Genomic DNA, 18,499 nt, shown 5'->3' with positions numbered 1-18,499 from the left:
CGCATCGGTGGGCTGGAATCGTCGTCGGAATCAGAACGCGGGCCAGGGAATCGGGCGCGCGGAATTCGGGACCGGCATCACCGGATGATCGAGCAGCGCCTTCGTGCGTTCGGCCAGCGCGGTGATCTCCGCGTCGGTGATGTGCTCGGCCAGCGAATCGGCCACGGTGCCGGGCAGTTGCGCGGCGAACGCGGTGATGTCGGCGATCAGTGATGCGTGGACGGGCCGCCCGGCCCAACCCCACAGCACCGTGCGCAGTTTCGGTTCGCTGTGCAGGCAGATGCCGTGGTCGACGCCGTACACCTGCCCGTCGACGCCTTCCAGCGCGTGCCCGCCCTTGCGGTCGGCGTTGTTGAGCAGCAGATCGAGGACCGCCATCCGTTGCAGGCGTGGATCGTCGGCGTGGACGAGCGAGACCTCGTTGCCCGCACCGTCGAGGGCGCGCAGCACCTCGCAGAAACCGTCGGGCACGGTGCCCGGTTTGCACAAGTCGACCAGGTCGAGGCGCTGACTGCTCGACGCGCTGTGGTGGTCGACCGAGGTCACCCAGCGCTGCACCATGCCGGACCCGAACGGCCCGTCCCGCAACACCGTCTCCGGGATGACACCCCAGCCGAGATGTTCGGAGATCAGATACGACGCCACCTCACGACCGGCGAGGGTGCCGTCGGGGAAGTCCCACAGCGGCCGCTCACCGCGTACCGGCTTGTACACCACCCGCAGCGGGGACCCGTCGGGTTCGGGTGCGGCGATCTCACACACCAGCGTCAGATTGCTGGCGACGCCGATCCGGCCGACGATGTCCAGTTCGCCTTCGGTGAGTGCCGACACCGGATCACTCCTCGTCGAGCTCGGCCGTGCCGAAGATCTCGCCGCGCTTGTAACCGTTGGTGCGCACGCACATGTGCCCGCGCGAGGACAGCGGTTCGCCGCACAGCGGGCACGGCGGACGGCCCGCGGCGATGACCCGCGCCGAGCGCAGGGCGAACTCGCGGGCCTGGATGGGGGTGAGGAACACCCGCACGGCGTCGGGGCCTTCGTCGGTGTCGTCGAGCACCACCGATTCGTCGACCTCGGTCTCGGTGATCGCCAGCAGCTCCACCACGACAGCACCCGCGTCGGCGTCCCAGCCCAGACCCATGGTGCCGACCCGGAATTCGGTGTCGATGGGCGTCACCAGCGGCGCGACATCGCGGACGTCCTCGCCCTCGGGCGGCACCTCGGCGCCGAAACGGCGCGCCACCTCGTCGAGCAGCAGGCCCATCCGGTCGGCGAGCACCTTCACCTGCTGCTTCTCCAGCAGCACGCTGACCACGCGCGGTTCCTGTACGGCCTGCAGATAGAACGAACGATCGCCTGGTTCACCGACGGTCCCGGCGACGAAACGATCGGGGGTGCGGAATACATGGATTGCGCGTGACACATGCACCTCCTGATACGTGACCCTGATCGACACTCACGAACACATTTCCCTCAAGGAGAATCGCGGTGTCCCGCATTCCCATTATCCGCGCCGGTGGCTGTCGGCACCTCTCCACCGGGAGCGGGTGCCGCCGCGCCGGCGAGCGCGGACAGGTCGGCGCCGGTGTCGTTGAACTTCCACACCGACGGCCCGGTCGGGCTGTAGCGCACGACGCTGATCGAGGCGGGTTCGACCGCGATCCGCTGGAAACTGTCCAGATGCAGGCCGAGCGCGTCGGCCAGGATCGACTTGATGATGTCGCCGTGCGCGCACGCCACCCACAGCACGTCACGGCCCGCCTGCTCGGACAGCCTGCGTTCGGTGTCGCGGATCGCGGCGACCGCGCGCTGCTGGACCTGGGCCAGGCCTTCCCCGGCGGGGAACACCGCGCCGGAGGCGTGCCGCTGCACGACCTTCCACAGCGGTTCGGTGACCAGTTCGGACAGGGGACGGCCGGTCCAGTCGCCGTAGTCGACCTCGATGAGCCGTTCGTCGTGCTCGGGTTCGAGGCCGAGCTTCTCGGCCAGCGGTGCGACAGTGCGCTGGCAGCGCAGCAGTGGCGAGCTGGCGATGTGTTCGATCGGCAGGGTCGCGAGCCGGTCGGCGACCGCGGCGGCCTGCTCGGTACCGCGCTCGGTGAGCTCGACACCGGGGGTGCGCCCGGCCAGGGTGTAACCGATGTTGGAGGTGGACACTCCGTGCCGGAGCAGGATCACCGTCATGGGACCAGCCTAACCATCGCCTGTCGCGTGCTCAGGTCGCCGAGACGACGCCGGTGGCCAGCAAGCCCATCACCAGCAGGCCGACGATGATGCGATAGCCGACGAACCAGTACAGCGAATGCTTGCTGACGAACTTCAGCAGCCAGGCGACCGAGGCATAGCCGACGACGAACGCCAGGATGGTGGCGACCAGCAACTGCGGGCCGCTGGCGTTGAGGCCCTCACCGGCCGGTTCGAAGGCATCGGGAAGGCTGAACAGCCCGGAGGCGGTCACAGCGGGGATGGCCAGCAGGAACGAGAAACGCACCGCCGCCTCCCGCTCCAGACCGAGGAACAGGCCGGCGGTCGAGGTCGCGCCGGAGCGGGACACGCCCGGGACCAGGGCCAGGCACTGCGCGAGACCCATGACGAGGCCGTCGCGGGTAGTGAGCTGCTCGATCGAGCGCGTCTTCTTGCCGAAGTGCTCACCGGCGGCGATCACCAGTGCGAAGGCGACCAGCATGAAGGAGACGAGCCACAGGTTGCGGGCGCCGGTGCGGATCTCGTCCTTGAACAGGAAGCCGAGTACGCCGATCGGAATGGTGGCGATGATCACGTACCAGCCGATGCGGTAGTCGAGCTCGCGCTGGGTGTCGCGTTCGTGGGCCTCGCGGGCGCTGCGGTCCATCACCGGCAGCTTGGTGGTGACCCGGTCACCGACGGCGACCGACTGCTGCGAGCGTTCCCGCCAGCGCATCCCCAGCGTGGTGAACCACGCCACGACGATGCGCTGGATGTCCTTGGCGAAATACACCAGCACCGCGGCCTCGGTGCCGAGCTGGGTGACGGCGGTGAACGACGCGCCGGCGTCGCTACCGAAGAACACCTCCGACACGATGCGCAGATGCCCCGAGGAGGAGATCGGCAGGAACTCCGTCAGTCCCTGTACGAGCCCGAGTATCAATGCCTGAAACCAGGTCATCGACTCGCCCACCGTGCCTCCTGCTACCTCGCGCCCGAAAGACCGCATCCTCCTGGGCTTTTGCTACATCGAGCGGCTTGGAAGGGCCGCGACCTCGCAGCGACCCTACCTGTCGCGGTGCGGTGACGTCGCCCGCCCACCGGGCGATCGGTTCGCGCGACCCCCTCCGCGGGTCGTCGGCGAGGGACCACACGGTGCGCCCATTAGGCTGGGCGCCGTGACGAAAACGCGGGCGCGGTGATGGAACAGCGAACGGTGGGACGCAGCGGCCTTCGGGTGTCGCGGATCGGCCTGGCGACCCATACCTGGGGCACCCATACCGACGCCGACGAGGCATCGGTGCAGTTGGCGGCGTTCACCGAGGCCGGTGGCACGCTCGTCGACACCTCCCCCGTCTACGGCGACGGCGCGGCCCAGCGGATCCTCGCCGATCTGCTCGGCGACCTGGTCTCCCGTGACGATCTGGTGCTCAGTGGCAGCGCGGGTGTGGTCCTGCACGCGCCCGGCGCCGGGGTCGGTGGCAGCGTGCCCGCCCCCGCGGCGACCGGCCCGGTGGTCGACGCGTCGCGGCGCACGCTGCTCGCGCAACTGGACCGCACGCTGCTCGAACTCGGCACCGATCATCTCGACATCTGGAGCATCGCCGCCTGGGACCCCTACACCCCGCTCGACGAGGTCGCGGCGACCTTGGAGACCGCGGTCCGCACCGGTCGCACCCGGTACGCGGGTGTGCGCGGGTTCGCGGCCTGGCAGCTGGCCAGCCTCGCCGCGATCGCGCCGATCACGGCAGCGCAGACCCCGTACTCGCTGCTCGCGCGCGGCACCGAGAACGATGTGATCCCGGCCGCCCGCCACCATGGGGTCGGCATCGTCGCCTCGGCGCCGCTGGCCGGCGGCATCCTCACCGGCAAGTATCGCGACGGTGTGCCCGCGGATTCGCGCGGCGCCGACGAGGCCACGGCCGCCGAGATCCGGCGCAGGCTCGACGACGAACGCGCCACCCGCGTGGTGGACGCGCTGGTCACCGCGGCAGACGGGCTCGGCACCTCGCCGCTGGCGGTGGCGCTGGCCTGGATCAGGGACCGGCCCGGCATCGCCAGCATGATCGTGGGCGCCCGTGACATCGGCCAGCTCACCGGAGTGCTGGCCGCCGAAACCCTCGAGTTGCCGCGCGCGATCGCGGCAGCTCTGGACGATGTGAGCGCTCGTTCCGAATGATGGCTAGCCTTACCTGCATGAAACTGCGTGGTCTGCTGACGGCGATGCTGGCGGCGACGGTGCTGACGGGCGCTGTCGCGTGCACCGCAAGCAATCCTGCATCGACTGCCATTTCGGGCGGGCCCGCGACGGCGCAACTGGCCGACCTGGACCCGGTCCCGATCGGCCCGCCGCCGACACCGCGCCTGCCCGCGACCGCACGCTCCTTCGACGGCACCGAGGTGACCGTCACCGACGCGTCACGGATCATCGCCGTCGACCGCTACGGCACTCTCGCCCAGACCGTGTACGCCCTCGGCCTCGGCGCGAACCTCGTCGGCCGCAGCACCTCCGCCTCCTTCCCCGCCGTCGCCGACGTGCCGAATGTGGCGGGCGGCAACAGCGCCCTCAGCGTCGAAGCCGTCCTCGCCCTGCGCCCGTCGGTGTTCCTGACCGACACCACCAGCGCCGCCCCCGCGGTCCGCGATCAGCTGCGAGCGGCGGGCGTCAACGTCGTCTACTTCGATCCGGACCGCACCATGGACGGTGTGGTGCCGCAGATCGAGGCCGTCGCCACCGCGCTCGGTGTCCCGGAGGCAGGCGCGCAGCTCGGGCAGCGCACCCGCGACGAGATCGCCACCGCCACCGCCCGCGTGCCGGAGCAGGATCCGCAGCCGAAGATCGCGTTCCTGTACCTGCGCAGCACCGCGATCACCATGATCGCCGGCCCGGGTTCGGGCGCGGATTCGCTGATCACCGCGATCGGCGGCGTCGACGCGGGCACCGCCGCCGGGGTGAGCGAACCTTTCACCGCGATCACCAGCGAGGCGATGATCGCCGCCGCGCCCGATGTACTGCTGGTGATGTCGGACGGGCTGAAGTCGGTCGGCGGGATCGACGGGCTCGTGAAGATCCCCGGTATCGCCCAGACCCCGGCCGGCCGCAATCACCGGGTCGTCGACATGTCCGACGCGGTGCTGCTGAGCTTCGGCCCCAACACCGGCCGGGTCATCACCGCGCTGTCCGACGCCGTCTACGGCAAGCCGGCATGAGCGATGCCCCCGATCTGACGAAATCCGCGGACGCGCCGCGGATCAACGACGCGACCCCCGACCCGCTGCCGCACCCCCGTCGTCGGACGACCAGGGTCACCGTCGTGTTCGCCGTCGCGCTGATCGCCCTCGTGGTGCTGGCGCTGGTGTCGGCGGTGCTCGGCCAGGTGCCGACGACCGCGGCCGAGGTGCTTGGCAGTGTGGCCCACCGGATCGGGCTCGATATCGGGCCGATGCCCGCGCATCCGGCGGGCGAGGTGACGTTGTGGGAGGTGCGGTTCCCGCGCGTCGCGCTCGCCGTCCTGGTCGGGGCTTCGCTGGCGACAGCGGGTGCGTTGTTGCAGGGCGTGTTCGCCAATCCGCTCGCCGAACCCGGCGTGATCGGTGTGTCGGCGGGTGCGGCGGTCGGGGCTGGCACCGTCATCGTGGTCGGTGGCGCGTTCGTCGCCTCCTGGTCGGTGGCGGCGGCCGCGTTCGCCGCGGGACTGCTCACCACCGCGCTGGTCTATGTGCTGTCGCGCTCGGGTGGGCGCACCGAAGTCGTGACATTGATCCTCACCGGCATCGCCATCAACGCCTTCGCCGGCGGCCTGATCGCGCTGCTGCTGTTCGTCGCCACGCCCGCGGCCCGGGATCAGATCGTGTTCTGGCAGCTCGGCAGCCTCAACGGCGCCACCTGGCAGTCGGTGGCGGTGGTCGCCGTGCTGGCCTCGGTCGGTGTGCTGGCCGCCGTTCTCATCGCGCCGCGGCTGGATCTGCTCGCACTCGGTGACTCCGCTGCCCGGCATCTCGGTGTCGACGTGGAACGGCTGCGCAGGCAGGTGATCGTGGTGGTGGCCGTGCTGACCGCGGCCGGGGTGGCGTTCAGCGGCATCATCTTGTTCGTGGGGCTGATCGTGCCGCACGTGGTGCGCATGCTCGTCGGTCCCGGGCATCGGGTGCTGGTCCCGTTGAGCGCGATCGTCGGTTCGGTGGTGTTGCTCGGCGCCGACGTCGTGGCGCGCACGCTGGTCGACAACGCCGACCTGCCGCTGGGCATGCTGACCTCGCTGATCGGCGGCCCGTTCTTCTTCTGGCTGCTGCGCCGCACCAGGGCGCGGGCGGGAGGCTGGGGATGACCGACATCCATCCTGCCGTCGACACACCAGCGACTTCCCCGCGGCGCAGCCGCTCCTTGCGGACCCTGTTCGCCCGGACCCCCGATGTCCCGGCACGGCCCGCACCGGGCACTGTCACCCTGCGCGCGACGGATCTCACCGTGCGGCGCGGTACCCGGACCGTTCTCGAAGACGTCGACTTCCAGGTGGCGGCCGGCGAGATCGTCGCCCTGGTCGGCCCGAACGGCGCGGGCAAGTCGAGCCTGCTCGCCGCCCTCGCCGGCGAACTCGCGCCGAGCACCGGCACGGTGCAGCTCGAAGGTCGCGCCCTCTCGCACTGGACTCACGCCGACATGGCCCGCCGCCGCGCGGTGCTGCCGCAATCGCACGCGGTCGGATTCCCGTTCACCGCCCGCGAGGTCGTGGCCATGGGCCGCGCGCCCTGGCTGCACACCCCCGCCGCCGAGCGCGACGACGACCTCGTCGCCGCCGCCTTGGCCGCCACCGACGTCACCCATCTCGCCGGCCGGGTGTTCCCGTCGCTGTCCGGCGGTGAACGCGCCCGCGTCGCGCTGGCCCGTGTCCTGGCCCAGGACACCGCTACCCTGCTGCTCGACGAACCCACTGCCGCCCTCGATATCGGCCACCAGGAGGCCGTTCTCCGTCTGGCGGCGAACCGCGCCGCCGAGGGTGCCGCGGTCGTCGTCGTCGTCCACGATCTCGGCGTCGCCGCCGCCTACGCCGACCGCGTCACCGTCCTGGACGCGGGTCGCGTCGCCGTCGACGGACCGCCCCGCCAGGTCCTCACCCGCGAGCTCCTCACCGGCGTCTACCGCCACCCTGTCGATGTGTTCGACCACCCGGTCACCGGCGCGCAGCTGGTGTTGCCGGAGCGTCCACGGGCGTGATCCTGGAACGAGAGGTCAGCCCCGGATCTCACGGTCCGGGGCTGACCGATATCGCCGGCTGATCGAACGGATCTGGTTCGATCGCCCGGGGTCACCGTTCGAACAGGGAAGACAAGTCGGCGTCCAGCGCTTCGTCCTCGACCTCGATCGTCTCGAGGGTCTGCCCGTCGCCGGCTATGGGTGTCGCTTGCAGCCTGTCGCCGGATTCGACGATTTCCGCCGCGGCGACCGTGCGGCCGTCGGTGTCTCGCAGGACCTGGATTCTCATGATGTTCGCTCCTCCTTGGTCGTGGATCGGATGTCAGACGACGTAGCCGCCGAGCCGGAAGGTGGCCGCCGCACCGCCGACGACCTCGACATTGACGTGATGCCTGTTTTCGGGGAGCGAGTTGTGGCGACGCACACCGACAGGGGATCCGCCCTCGAACATCGCGGTCCAGATGACACGCGGGCTCGACCCGATCGACCATGTGACTGTGGTATTGCCGTTCTGCGCAAGGAGCCCGCTCTGGACGCTGCCTGGCATGATGTCCTCCTCCTGGTGTGATGCAGCTCTCGAGAAGAGCTGTCACGGTCCAGCTTGACTCGGCGAGGGCGCTGCTGCCTGAGTAGTCGAGTACTCCAATTCGGGGCCGACGCGCCGCAACTCGCGCACGTAGCCGCGGGATGTGCCGCTGCCAGGCAGGCGAGGAGGAGGCCCGCTACCGCCAGATGATCTTGAGCAGTGCCGGCGTGAGCACCATGCGGATGATCGTGGCGTCGATGATCAGAGCGACGATCATGCCGTAGGCGATGTATTTCATCAGCACCAGATCCGAGAAGCCGAACGCGCCGGTCACCACGATGAGAATGGCCGCCGCCGAGGTGATCACGCCGCCGGTGTGGGCGACGCCGTAGCGGATGGATTCGGTGGCATCGGCGCCAGAGGCTCGTTTCTCCGCGATCCGCGACAGCAGGAACACCTCGTAGTCGGTGGACAACCCGAAGATCACCGTGACGATCAAGGCCACCACCGCGAACATCAGCGGTCCCGGCGTGAAATCGAAGGCATCGGAACCGTGTCCCTGCACGAAGATCCACGTCAGCACGCCCAGCGTCGAGACGAGACTGAGCGCGCTCATCGCGACGGCCTTCACCGCCAGGATCACCGACCGGAACGCGATCACCATCATCGCCAACGCCGCGGCCATCAGGATCACCAACAGCAACGGGAGACCGTCGATCAGGCCGTTGATGCTGTCGCGTTCCAGTGCGGGAATACCGGCGACCATGATCTCGACGCCCGGTGGTTCGGGCAGGTCACGCACAGTATCGATCACCCGGTCGGCGTCGCGTTTGTCACCGAGCCCGGCCGAAAGGACGTTGACCCCGTCCTTCGTCGGCGCGGCAGGCTCGAACCGGCCGGTCAGGCCCGGAATCTGATTGGCCTCGAACCGGATGTCGCTGAGCTGCTGGGGTGAGGCGCCGACCACGACCAGCTTCAGCGGTTCGGTGCGGAAGCCGGGGAAGAGCCGGTCGAAATCCTCCTGCGCCACGCGCGCCGGATTGTCCGCCGCCAGATACTTCTCGCTGATCCCGCCGAACTCGATGTGGCGCAACGGAATACTCAAGGCCAGCAGGCCGAGCACGATCGGGATCACGACCGCCCAGGGCCGCCGCATCGCCCACTGCGCCAGCCGGGAGAAGAATCCCGCGTCGATCTCCGCCTCGGTCTTGCTGCGCGAGAATCGCTTCCAGCCCAGCCAGTCGATGCGATGCCCGGCGATGCTCAAGGCCGCGGGCAGCGCGGTCACCGACAGCAGCGCCGCCAGCATCACCGCGGAGATGCCGCCGTAGGGCACCGAGCGCAGCACGCCGTTGGGGAAGATGAACAGCGCACCGAGGCTGATCGCGATGATCGCCGCCGAGAACAACACGGTGCGGCCCGCCGTCGCGACGGTGCGGGCCGTCGCGTCCTCCACACTGCGGCCCGCCGCGAGTTCCTCCCGGAATCGGGTCACCGTGAACAGTCCGTAGTCGATCGCCAAACCGAGGCTGACCAGTGTCATCACCGCGCTGGCGAACACATTGACCTCGATGTGCGCGGTGAGGAACCGCAGGATGCCGGAGGTGCCGAGGACCGTGAGCCCGCCGATCATCACCGGCAGCAACGCACCGATGACGCCACCGAACACGAAGTACAGCAGGATCGCCACGATCGGCAACGCGATGAGCTCCGCGCGCCGGATGTCGTGCTGCATCCCGATGTTGATGCCCTCGACCACCGGCTGCAATCCCGCCAGCTGCACGGTGGTGCCGCCGGGCCCGCCACCGGGCACACCGGCGTTGAGGTGCGGTTTCAGGGCGAGATAGTTGTTGACCGTGGCCGTTCCGCCACCGCCGGCCAGTCCGATACTGGCGAACGCGTGCTGCTTGCTGGGATCGGAGGCGTCCGCGGAGAACGGGCTGTCCCAGTAGCTGTCGATCTTGTGGATGTGCTTGCCGTACTGCTCGCGCAGGTCCGCGAGCGCGGCCACCACCGGGCCGCGCACCGCGGGATCGTCGACGGTGGCGCCCGCGGGGGCGGTGTAGATGACGATCAGGTCGCCGTCGGTGTCGCGGCCGAAGGTGTCATCGGCCAGCTTCGACGCAGCCACCGATTGGCTGGACTCGTCGAACCAGCCCTCCTGGGTGTAGCGGCCCGCCAGATCCCGGCCGAACCAGCCCGAGATCAGCACCGTCAGGATGAAGATCCCGAGCACCAGGTAGCGGTGGCGGTGGACGAACCGGCCCCACCGCATCGCGCGCGATTCCCGCATCGTCAGCCGCAGGCGGCGGTGCGATAGTCGGCCGAACGCAGGATGCCGCACAGATCGGTGCGCGAGATCTTCCACTTCCCGTCGAGCAGCACGAAATGCACGATGGTGGTGCGGACATTGGTGCCCGAACCGTCCTTGTCCAGGCGCATCGTGGCGGTCAGCGTGCCGTCACGGTTGTCGAAGACCGGGTCGACGACGCCGTAGACGGCGTGCGGGTTGTCGCGCAGCGCCTTGTACATGTCGGGGATCGCGTCCTTGAACGCGGCGCCGTCCTCGATCAGGTCGGTGCGTTCGACATCGGGCAGGTTGGGGTCGAGCGCACGCTTGATCTGCGCGTCGAGTTCCGCGGCGCTCGGCAGCGGCACATTGGCCTTGCTCGACGAGACCGCGATGGAGGAGGACAGGGAGGCTTGGGCCGATGACCGTGCGGCGTCGACCGAGGCCTCGTCGGTGCCACCACCGCAGGCGGTGAGGGCGACGAGGGCCGTGAGGCAGGCGGTGGCCGCAGCGGCCCTGGCGAAAAGTGTGGAAGACATCACCATCTACATACCATCAATCACGGCACTGATCCGGCCCAGGATGCTCCGGACCGTCATGGCGTCCCTCGGCGTGGCGGCCGGGACGGGGATCGCGTGGTGGAGCAGATCGCGCACGAACGCGGTGACGCTGCGCTCGTCACCGAGGTCGATATCGGTGACCTGTGCCTGCGCGGTGGCGACCACATCGTCGGCGCCGGGCACGGTCTCACCCAGGTCGGCGCGGTAGATCTGCACGGTGAGGGTGGCCCGGTGGGTGCGGAAGGTGAACGCGCGGCCGTCGTCGGTGGTGCCGAAACCGTGCGCGAAGGGACCGACGGAGATGTCATCGATGCCGAAACCCGCGGTTGTCCGGTCGGTCATCGGTGATCCCCTCCCGCTTCCTGGCAAACAATTGTCGACACGTCAACAGTAACCTCCGTCACCGACAGGCCCGACGCGCGCCACCCGGTCGGAGCTACCGGTGAGTCATCATGGTCAGATGGTGATCAGCGGTCACCTCGTGAGATTAGGAGTTCGGTGCATGCGCCCTCGCGGCTCGGTCGCCTCAGCGCTGTTCGGCGCGGCGGCACTGGTGGTGCTGACGGGATGTGCCGGTGCGGACGGCCCCGACGTGCCGACCAGGGATCCGGCCACCGCGGCCGTCTCCCCCGCCACCGCGACATCGCCCGCGGGCCAGGTCATTCCCGCCGCCGCGACGAAAGCGCTGCTGGCCGAACGGGAAACCGCTCGCCTCGCCGCCCTCGACACCGCGGGCACCTCGCTGACCTTGCTCGACCCCGCCGCGCCTACCACCGCGCGGACGGTCACCCTGCCCGCCGCCGGTGCGGCGTTGGCCCAGGGCACGCCGGGTGAAGTGCTCGTCGCCGCCCCGGATCGGGTGCTGCGGGTCGACGTGACCGCGGGCACCGTGACCGAGATTCCCGTCGACGGCGACGTGCACAGTGTGCAAACACGCACGGACGGCACGCTGGTCGTCGGCACCGCCGACGGCACGGTGCGTGAACTGCGCCCCGACGGCAGCGTCGCCCGCACGGTCACCGGCCTCGTCTCGGCCGACGTGATCGCCCTGACCGGTGCCGACATCACCGTCCTCGACCGCAAGCAGACCGCCGTCGTCAGCGTCCGCGACGACGCGCTCGGCCTGATGCTGCGCGCCGGTGACGGCGCAGCAAACGCCATCGCCGACCCGGAAGGTCGGATCATCGTCACCGACACCGCCGGCGGTGAACTGCTGGTCTACTCGGCCGGTCCGCTCGTGCTACGCCAGCGTTTCCCGGTATCATCGTCGCCTTACGCGCTCGCCTACGATCCGCGCTCGAACACGGTCTGGGTGACCTGCACGGAGAGCAACGAGGTCGTCGGCTACGACCTGTCGACCGGGATCGGTATCGAGGTGGGACGGTTCCCGACCCTGCGCCAGCCCGACGCGGTGACCGTCGACGAACGGACCGGCGACCTGTTCGTGGCCTCGGCCACGGGTGAGGGTCTGCAGCGGATCGGTGCGGACGAGCGGAAGAGAGGGCAGTGATGGCGGCCAAGCCACGCGGTTCTCGCTCGGCGGTTCCGCCGAGCTGGGAAACCAGCAACGACGACTACGAATACGTGCCCCTGCGGCTGCCACCCGAGGTCACCCGGGTCACCGCCTCGATGCGGCTTGCCATCCAGGCCGAATTCGGTGGCTGGGAATTGTCGCGGGTACGCGCCTACACCGACGGCAGCCGCCGGGTGTTGTTGCGCCGCCGCAAGAATGCCGTCCTGCCTGTGCCCGAACCCGGATTGTGAGCCGACCCATGTACGCCCTGCTACTACGCCTGATGTTCCTGATCCCGCCGGAGCGGGTGCATCACCTGGTTTTCGCCGCCCTGCGGTTCGCCACCTGGTTCCCGCCGACCCGCTGGCTGGCGCGCAAGCTGACCGTCGCCGCCGACCCGATCCTGGCCACCACCGCCTTCGGTGTCGACTTCCCCGCGCCGCTCGGCTTGGCCGCCGGTTTCGACAAGAACGCCGACGGCGTGAACACCTGGGGCTCGCTCGGTTTCGGTTTCGCCGAGATCGGCACCGTCACCGCGCACGCCCAGCCGGGTAACCCGGCGCCGCGCCTGTTCCGGCTGCCCGCCGACCACGGCCTGATCAACCGGATGGGTTTCAACAACCACGGCGCCGCCGCGGCCGCCGCCCGCCTGCACAACGCGCACCCGACCGTCCCGATCGGCGCGAACATCGGCAAGACCAAGGTCACCGAACCCGAGGACGCCGCGGGCGATTACGCCACCAGCGCCCGACTACTCGGCCCCCTCGCCGATTTCGTCGTCGTGAACGTGTCCTCCCCCAACACCCCCGGTCTGCGTGACCTGCAGGCCGTCGAGTCGCTGCGCCCGATCCTGCAGGCCGTGCTCGACAGCGTCACCGTTCCGGTCCTGGTCAAGATCGCCCCTGACCTGTCCGACGAGGACATCGACGCCGCCGCCGACCTCGCCGTCGAACTGGGCCTGGCGGGCATCGTCGCCACCAACACCACGATCCGCCGCGATGGTCTGGCGACCCCGGCCGCCGAGGTCGAAGCGATGGGCGCGGGCGGACTGTCCGGTCCACCCGTCGCCGAGCGCTCCCTGGAAGTCCTGCGCCGCCTCTATGCCCGCGTCGGCGACAAACTGGTCCTGATCTCGGTCGGCGGCATCGAGAACGCCGACCAGGCATGGGCCCGCATCCTGGCAGGCGCGACCCTCCTGCAGGGCTACACCGGCTTCATCTACGGCGGCCCCTTCTGGACCACCCGCATCCACCGCGGCATCGCCGCCAACCTGCGCGCCGGCGGTTTCCGCTCGCTGTCCGACGCGGTCGGCGCCGAGCACCGCACGCCGTCGGCCTGAGGGTCTATCCGTAGTTGACCTGCCGCGTTCCGCCGTGCCCGAACAGGTACGTCGTGCGCGGCCTGGTCAGCGTCGGCCGGGGCCCGGCCTCGTCGGGGTCGTCGAAGCGAGCGAGTATCCGCTTGTAGAGCCGGATGATCGCCTGTTCCCAGACGATTCCGACGGTGTCGGCCAGCACGTTGATCTGCGCGTGCGCGAGGCGGTCGTCGGCGGCGGTGAGGTCGCTGATCAATTCGTCGAGTTCCATGCCCGCGTAGGCCTGGTCCCGGCTCAGCCGGCGTTCCGGCAACCAGCTCAACCGCCAGACCTCGGGGTCCGACCCGACACGCTGCGCGTATTCGGGGCTGTGGGTGCTGCGCATGTCGTCCGGTGTGATGTGAATGGTCATCGGAGACTCCGATTCCACGAAGGGGAGCGGTTCGGTGCTCCCGGTTCCTGGGAATTCCAGTGTGGCATTTGCCCTTCAGTGCGGTCAATTGCCGTTGTAGATTGGTAATTGCCCGACGAGATCCTGCTCAAACACCGCCGCCACGACCATGGAGGGCCGATCGCGTGCCGATGCTCCCGCAGGACGCACGAACAGACCTGGTACGCGGCATTCTCGCGCGACTGGGCAAGTTCTCCGGTCTCAGCGCAGAACGCCTGCGGCACACCGAGATCGGAGCAGCACCGATTCTCGATCTCGCGGTGGTGACCGAGTACGCGCAGCGCGAAGGCGTCTCCCGCGAGGAGGCGGTCCTGCCGGTGCTCCGCGAGACGACCCGGCAATTGCCCCCCGCCGAGCGTCTCATCGCCGACGCGACCCTCGCGCTCGGTCTGCTGCGTGAATCGCCCAACGGCGACATCGATCCCGACCAGCTGTACGCGGCCAACCTCGGCGCCCGCCGTGAGTATCTGGCGCAGCAGTGGATACCCCTGCACACCGCCGTCGGCGCCACCACCACCCCGTCGGCGCCGACGGTGAAACGCCTGCGCACCACGGCCGAACGCGCCGCACTCACCGCGCTCGCCGGTCTGCTCACCGCCGATCCGTCGACAGCCGCCGCTCCTCCGTCCGGCGTGACCCCCACCTCGCTGCCGACGGGCCGGACGGTCACCGTGATCGGCGATGCCGTGATCGACCACCTCTACCGGGTCGACACTTTCCCGGCCAGGCAAGCCCCCGTGAACGGCACCTTCGCCGGTCTGCCGGGCGGCAAGGGACTCAACCGAGCCGTCGCCACCGCCCTGCTCGGGCTCGACGTGCAGTTGATCGCGGCCGTCGGCGACGACGCCAACGGAGCGCGCATCCTGAACCTGCTCGCGGACTACGACGTCGGCCACTCACTGGTGAAAGTGGTGCCGTCCGCGGCGACCCTGGTCACGGCCGTCGTCATGAACCACAGCGGCGAGGTCCGTCTCATCGCCTGCCGCGACTCGCGCGTGCAGCTGCTCGACGACGACATCGACCGACCCGAGGTCCGGGCCGCGCTGGCGGGATCGGCGGTGGTCGTGCTCACCTTCGAGCAGCCCGCGCCGATCATCGAACAGGTCCTCGCGTTCGTCCGGGATCTCCCGGAGCGCCCCCAGGTGATCGTCTGTGCCGCACCGAGTATCGCCGTGCCGCAAGGCTTGTACCGGTACCTCGACGTCGTCGACTACCTCGTCGGCAGCACCGTCGAACTCGACGCGCTGCTCCCTGACGTCGACACCGACTCCGCCGCCGACACCGCGCGCCGCCTGCGCGGGCTCGGCGTGTCGGCGGTGTGCGCCGTCGACGGCTTCGGCTGCACCGTCTACTCCGACGACGACGATATCGTCGTCGACCACTTCCCCCAGGTCCTCAAGGCGGCCGTCGGTGCCGCCGCGGCCTTCGCGGCCGCCCTCGCCTACCGGGTGGTGCAGTCCGAAGACGCCCTCACCGCAGCGGACTTCGTGTGGGCAACGGCGGCGATGCTGCCGACGCAGAAGCTGGGCGCGGTGTCGGCCGGCTTCCCCCAGGTCGCCGAGGTCGACCGGATCATGCAGCTGTACGCGCGTGACGGCGTCACCCGTAACACCGGTGTGACCCCCGGTTGATGTGCCTGGCAGCACAGCCGGAGTAGAGTCGCGCCGTTGCCTTGCCCCTACACCGTCCACGCAGCGGATTTCCCGGTGCCGACACCGTCTCGGAGGAGCGCTTGACGATCATCGAGCCCGTCCAGGTCCCGCCGGGTGAGGCGACCGGACGAGACGTCGACGACCTGCGACCGGAACACCAGTTCAGCCGCAACGGCACCCGGCTGCGGGTGCAGGTACACACGATCGATGACCCGGACGACGGCGGCTACGTGCTGGTGTTCGGCGACCCCGGCGAGAAGCCACTGGTCCGAGTCCATTCGCGGTGCCTGTACGGCGATGCGCTCGGTTCCGACGACTGCGACTGCGGCCCCGAGCTCGCCCTGTCGATGGACATGATCCAAGCCGAAGGCGCCGGTGTGCTGGTGTACCTCGAACAGGAGGGCCGTGGCGCGGGCCTGATCTGGAAGGCCATCGGCTATCGCACCAGCGAGCGCTACGACATCGACACCTTCGAGAGTTACGCCCGGCTCGGTCTCGAACCCGACACCCGCCGATACGAACTCGTCGCCAAGGCACTGCTCGGCCTCGGTCTGCATCAGGTGCGCCTGCTGACCAACAATCCCGACAAACTGCGGGCGCTGACCGAGGCGGGGATCGCGGTCGAGGTGATTCCGCTGGCCGTGCGGCTCGAGACCGACCGTGGCAGACGCTATCTCGATGCCAAAGTGCGGTGGCGCAAGCACATGATCCCCCGCGACTTCGCGCCATGGGCGCCGCACCCTGGCCCTGTCGCCGCACCACAACCGCCGGCTGGGCAGACCCCGCGCGGATGGCGCAGGCTCTTCGCGCGTCGTCGGTAACCACCGCCACAATCCCGTATGTCCGGTTACGATAAGTGAGCCGCGCCACTGCTGACGCCCATCGCTCGAGACGATGAGACAGATTCACTCGCATTGGCTCGGCGTCCGGCACGGCCTATATCGGGAACAGGGATATGACAGACATCGGTTTCGCGCACGCTTCCGGCGTCACGGTGCACACCGTGCCCGCCGCCTTCCAGCAGACCGCCGCGTTGCGGCCCGACCAGATCGCCTTGCGAACGGTGGGCGGCACCCAGCAGATCACCTGGGCGGAGTACGCGACGCGGGTGCGGGCACTGGCGGCGGGCCTGGCGAAGCTCGGCGTCGGCCACGGCGACGCGGTCGGCATCATGCTCACCAACCGCCCCGAGTTCAACCTGATCGACACCGCGGCCCTGCACCTGGGCGCGACCCCGTTCTCGGTGTACAACACCAGCTCCCCGGAGCAGATCGCGCACGTGTTCGCCAACGCGGGCAACAAGGTCGTGATCACCGAGCAGGCATTCCTCGACGTCATCCGCGAAGCGGGCGCCGAGGTCGAACACACCGTCCTGGTCGACGGCACCGCCGAGGGCACCATCGGCCTGGCCCAGCTCGAGTCGGATCCGCTGCCCGACTTCGACTTCGACGCCGCGTGGCAGGCTGTGCAGCCGGGCGATCTGGCCACCCTGATCTACACCTCCGGCACCACCGGCCCGTCCAAGGGTGTCGAGCTCACCCAGAGCAATGTGATCGCCCAGGTCGTCGGCCTGGTCTCCGGTCCGCTGCCGGTCGGTTTCGACGACCGCGCCGTGTCGTACCTGCCCGCCGCGCATGTCGCCGACCGCATCTCCGCGCACGCGATGAGCCTGCTCACCGGCATCCAGATCACCACGGTCACCGACCCGCGCGAGATCGCCGCCGCCCTGCCCGATGCCCGTCCCACCGTGTTCTTCGGTGTGCCGCGGGTGTGGCAGAAGATCAAGGCCGGCATCGAGAACAAGCTGGCGGTCGAGCCGAGCCCGGTGAAGAAGGCCCTGGCCAACTGGGCGATCGGTGTCGGTGTGGCGCAGGCCAAGGCGAAGCTGTCCGGTGAGGGCGGTTCGCTACTGCTCGGTGTGCAGCACAAGGCCGCCGACGCCCTGGTGCTGTCGAAGCTGCGTGAGGCGCTCGGTTTCGGTGATCTGAAGGTCGCCGCGTCCGGCGCCGCCCCGGTGCCCGCGGAGACCCTGGAGTACTTCCTCGGCCTCGGGTTCGCGGTCAGCGAGGTGTGGGGCATGTCCGAGACCACCGGCGTCGGCACGTTCACCGAACTCGACAAGCCGCGCCCCGGCTCGGTCGGCCGCGTCATGGACGGTGTCGAACTGCGTCTGGACGCCGACGGTGAGGTACTCATCCGCGGCCCGATCGTCACCCCCGGCTACCGCAACATGCCCGACAAGACCGCCGAGGCCATCGACGACGCGGGCTGGCTGCACACCGGTGACATCGGCACCCTCGACGCCGACGGCTACCTGCGCATCGTCGACCGCAAGAAGGAACTGATCATCAGCGAGGCGGGCAAGAACATCGCCCCCTCCAATATCGAGAACGCCATGAAGGCGGCGTCGTCGATGATCGGTCAGGCCGTCGCCATCGGTGACGCCCGCCCCTACATCACCGCGCTGATCATGCTCGATCCCGATGTCGCGGCGTTGCGCGCCAAGGAGTTCGGCGCCACCGACGCCACCCACGCCGAGCTCGCGCGCCGCGCCGAGATCGTCGAGGAGGTCAAGGCCGCGGTGACCGCGGGCAACCGCAAGCTCTCGCGGGTGGAGCAGATCAAGCGCTTCGTCGTCGTGGAGACGCTGTGGGAGCCGGGCGGCGACGAGCTGACCCCGAAGATGTCGCTCAAGCGGACCCCGATCGCGAAGAAGTACGCCGCCGACATCGAGGCGCTCTACGCCGCGACCCCGGCAGAGCATGTCGTCAATGTGAAGTAGGTCCGAGAACGGCGGTGGCCCCGGGAGATTCG

At 69.4% G+C, this 18,499-nt stretch carries 20 protein-coding genes; 10 read left to right on the top strand and 10 right to left on the bottom strand.

Annotated elements, in window-relative coordinates:
* Nucleotides 1–30 precede the first annotated feature (30 nt).
* The 4 genes from ACWF82_RS05405 to ACWF82_RS05390 are packed head-to-tail and all read right to left on the bottom strand — an operon-like array spanning nt 31 to nt 3,145.
* On the bottom strand, nt 31–831 hold the full coding sequence (locus tag ACWF82_RS05405) for an SCO1664 family protein (protein WP_452498235.1): 801 nt from the start codon (nt 829–831) through the stop codon (nt 31–33).
* A 4-nt stretch (nt 832–835) separates the two neighbouring features.
* On the bottom strand, nt 836–1,423 hold the full coding sequence (locus ACWF82_RS05400) for a DUF3090 domain-containing protein (protein ID WP_379081430.1): 588 nt from the start codon (nt 1,421–1,423) through the stop codon (nt 836–838).
* Nucleotides 1,424–1,473: 50 nt separating this feature from the next.
* The gene (locus ACWF82_RS05395; protein WP_452498233.1) at nt 1,474–2,184 is read right to left on the bottom strand and encodes a histidine phosphatase family protein; all 711 of its coding nucleotides are present in this window, start codon (nt 2,182–2,184) and stop codon (nt 1,474–1,476) included.
* 31 nt (nt 2,185–2,215) lie between these two features.
* Nucleotides 2,216–3,145, bottom strand: coding sequence for an undecaprenyl-diphosphate phosphatase (locus tag ACWF82_RS05390; RefSeq protein ID WP_452498642.1), 930 nt, complete (start codon nt 3,143–3,145; stop codon nt 2,216–2,218).
* A 240-nt stretch (nt 3,146–3,385) separates the two neighbouring features.
* Between ACWF82_RS05390 and ACWF82_RS05385 the strand changes: the two genes are divergently transcribed.
* From ACWF82_RS05385 to ACWF82_RS05370, 4 genes are read left to right on the top strand one after another with little or no spacing between them, the layout of a single operon-like run.
* Complete coding sequence (locus ACWF82_RS05385; protein ID WP_452498231.1) at nt 3,386–4,363, top strand: aldo/keto reductase; 978 nt, start codon at nt 3,386–3,388, stop codon at nt 4,361–4,363.
* Nucleotides 4,364–4,380: 17 nt separating this feature from the next.
* Complete coding sequence (locus ACWF82_RS05380) at nt 4,381–5,394, top strand: heme/hemin ABC transporter substrate-binding protein (RefSeq protein ID WP_452498229.1); 1,014 nt, start codon at nt 4,381–4,383, stop codon at nt 5,392–5,394.
* Nucleotides 5,391–6,512 carry a FecCD family ABC transporter permease gene (locus ACWF82_RS05375; protein WP_452498227.1) on the top strand — a complete coding sequence of 374 codons (1,122 nt, stop codon included), beginning with the start codon at nt 5,391–5,393 and terminating at the stop codon, nt 6,510–6,512. Before ACWF82_RS05380 ends, ACWF82_RS05375 begins: the two co-directional genes overlap by 4 nt.
* Nucleotides 6,509–7,399: a heme ABC transporter ATP-binding protein gene (locus tag ACWF82_RS05370; RefSeq protein WP_452498225.1), complete on the top strand. Its 891-nt coding sequence runs from the start codon at nt 6,509–6,511 to the stop codon at nt 7,397–7,399. The genes ACWF82_RS05375 and ACWF82_RS05370 overlap by 4 nt, the downstream gene beginning before the upstream one ends.
* 91 nt (nt 7,400–7,490) lie before the next feature.
* On the opposite strand, the gene ACWF82_RS05365 is transcribed toward ACWF82_RS05370, so the two are convergent.
* The 5 genes from ACWF82_RS05365 to ACWF82_RS05345 form a co-directional block, all read right to left on the bottom strand.
* Nucleotides 7,491–7,667: a hypothetical protein gene (locus tag ACWF82_RS05365; protein ID WP_452498223.1), complete on the bottom strand. Its 177-nt coding sequence runs from the start codon at nt 7,665–7,667 to the stop codon at nt 7,491–7,493.
* A gap of 33 nt (nt 7,668–7,700) precedes the next feature.
* A complete protein-coding gene (locus ACWF82_RS05360) occupies nt 7,701–7,925 on the bottom strand; it encodes a hypothetical protein (protein WP_452498221.1) in 225 nt (74 codons plus the stop codon).
* 175 nt (nt 7,926–8,100) lie between these two features.
* Nucleotides 8,101–10,197 (bottom strand): MMPL family transporter, encoded by a 2,097-nt coding sequence (locus tag ACWF82_RS05355; protein WP_452498219.1) that lies wholly within the window; start codon nt 10,195–10,197, stop codon nt 8,101–8,103.
* 2 nt (nt 10,198–10,199) lie between these two features.
* Nucleotides 10,200–10,733 (bottom strand): hypothetical protein, encoded by a 534-nt coding sequence (locus tag ACWF82_RS05350; RefSeq protein ID WP_452498217.1) that lies wholly within the window; start codon nt 10,731–10,733, stop codon nt 10,200–10,202.
* A 6-nt stretch (nt 10,734–10,739) separates the two neighbouring features.
* Nucleotides 10,740–11,096, bottom strand: a complete 357-nt coding sequence (locus tag ACWF82_RS05345; protein WP_452498215.1) for a hypothetical protein — start codon at nt 11,094–11,096, stop codon at nt 10,740–10,742.
* 160 nt (nt 11,097–11,256) lie between these two features.
* Between ACWF82_RS05345 and ACWF82_RS05340 the strand changes: the two genes are divergently transcribed.
* From ACWF82_RS05340 to ACWF82_RS05330, 3 genes are read left to right on the top strand one after another with little or no spacing between them, the layout of a single operon-like run.
* Nucleotides 11,257–12,264 (top strand): YncE family protein, encoded by a 1,008-nt coding sequence (locus tag ACWF82_RS05340; protein WP_452498213.1) that lies wholly within the window; start codon nt 11,257–11,259, stop codon nt 12,262–12,264.
* Entirely contained in the window at nt 12,264–12,518 is a 255-nt protein-coding gene (locus ACWF82_RS05335; RefSeq protein WP_379310714.1) for a DUF5703 family protein, read from the top strand. The genes ACWF82_RS05340 and ACWF82_RS05335 overlap by 1 nt, the downstream gene beginning before the upstream one ends.
* 8 nt (nt 12,519–12,526) lie before the next feature.
* Nucleotides 12,527–13,606, top strand: coding sequence for a quinone-dependent dihydroorotate dehydrogenase (locus ACWF82_RS05330; protein ID WP_452498211.1), 1,080 nt, complete (start codon nt 12,527–12,529; stop codon nt 13,604–13,606).
* A gap of 4 nt (nt 13,607–13,610) precedes the next feature.
* Here ACWF82_RS05330 and ACWF82_RS05325 read toward each other — a convergent pair whose 3' ends face one another.
* Nucleotides 13,611–13,994 carry a hypothetical protein gene (locus ACWF82_RS05325; RefSeq protein ID WP_452498209.1) on the bottom strand — a complete coding sequence of 128 codons (384 nt, stop codon included), beginning with the start codon at nt 13,992–13,994 and terminating at the stop codon, nt 13,611–13,613.
* 170 nt (nt 13,995–14,164) lie between these two features.
* Here ACWF82_RS05325 and ACWF82_RS05320 point away from each other — a divergent pair, with 170 nt between their 5' ends.
* The 3 genes from ACWF82_RS05320 to ACWF82_RS05310 all read left to right on the top strand — a co-directional run bounded on the left by ACWF82_RS05320 (nt 14,165) and on the right by ACWF82_RS05310 (nt 18,467).
* Complete coding sequence (locus ACWF82_RS05320) at nt 14,165–15,664, top strand: PfkB family carbohydrate kinase (protein ID WP_452498640.1); 1,500 nt, start codon at nt 14,165–14,167, stop codon at nt 15,662–15,664.
* Nucleotides 15,665–15,765: 101 nt separating this feature from the next.
* Nucleotides 15,766–16,506, top strand: a complete 741-nt coding sequence (locus tag ACWF82_RS05315) for a GTP cyclohydrolase II (RefSeq protein WP_452498207.1) — start codon at nt 15,766–15,768, stop codon at nt 16,504–16,506.
* A 134-nt stretch (nt 16,507–16,640) separates the two neighbouring features.
* Complete coding sequence (locus tag ACWF82_RS05310; protein ID WP_452498205.1) at nt 16,641–18,467, top strand: AMP-dependent synthetase/ligase; 1,827 nt, start codon at nt 16,641–16,643, stop codon at nt 18,465–18,467.
* Nucleotides 18,468–18,499: the final 32 nt, after the last annotated feature.

It is taken from the genome of Nocardia sp. NPDC055053 (assembly GCF_053608285.1).
The sequence above is the reverse complement of the archived record's forward strand: the minus strand, read 5'-3'. Positions and strand labels throughout refer to the sequence as shown.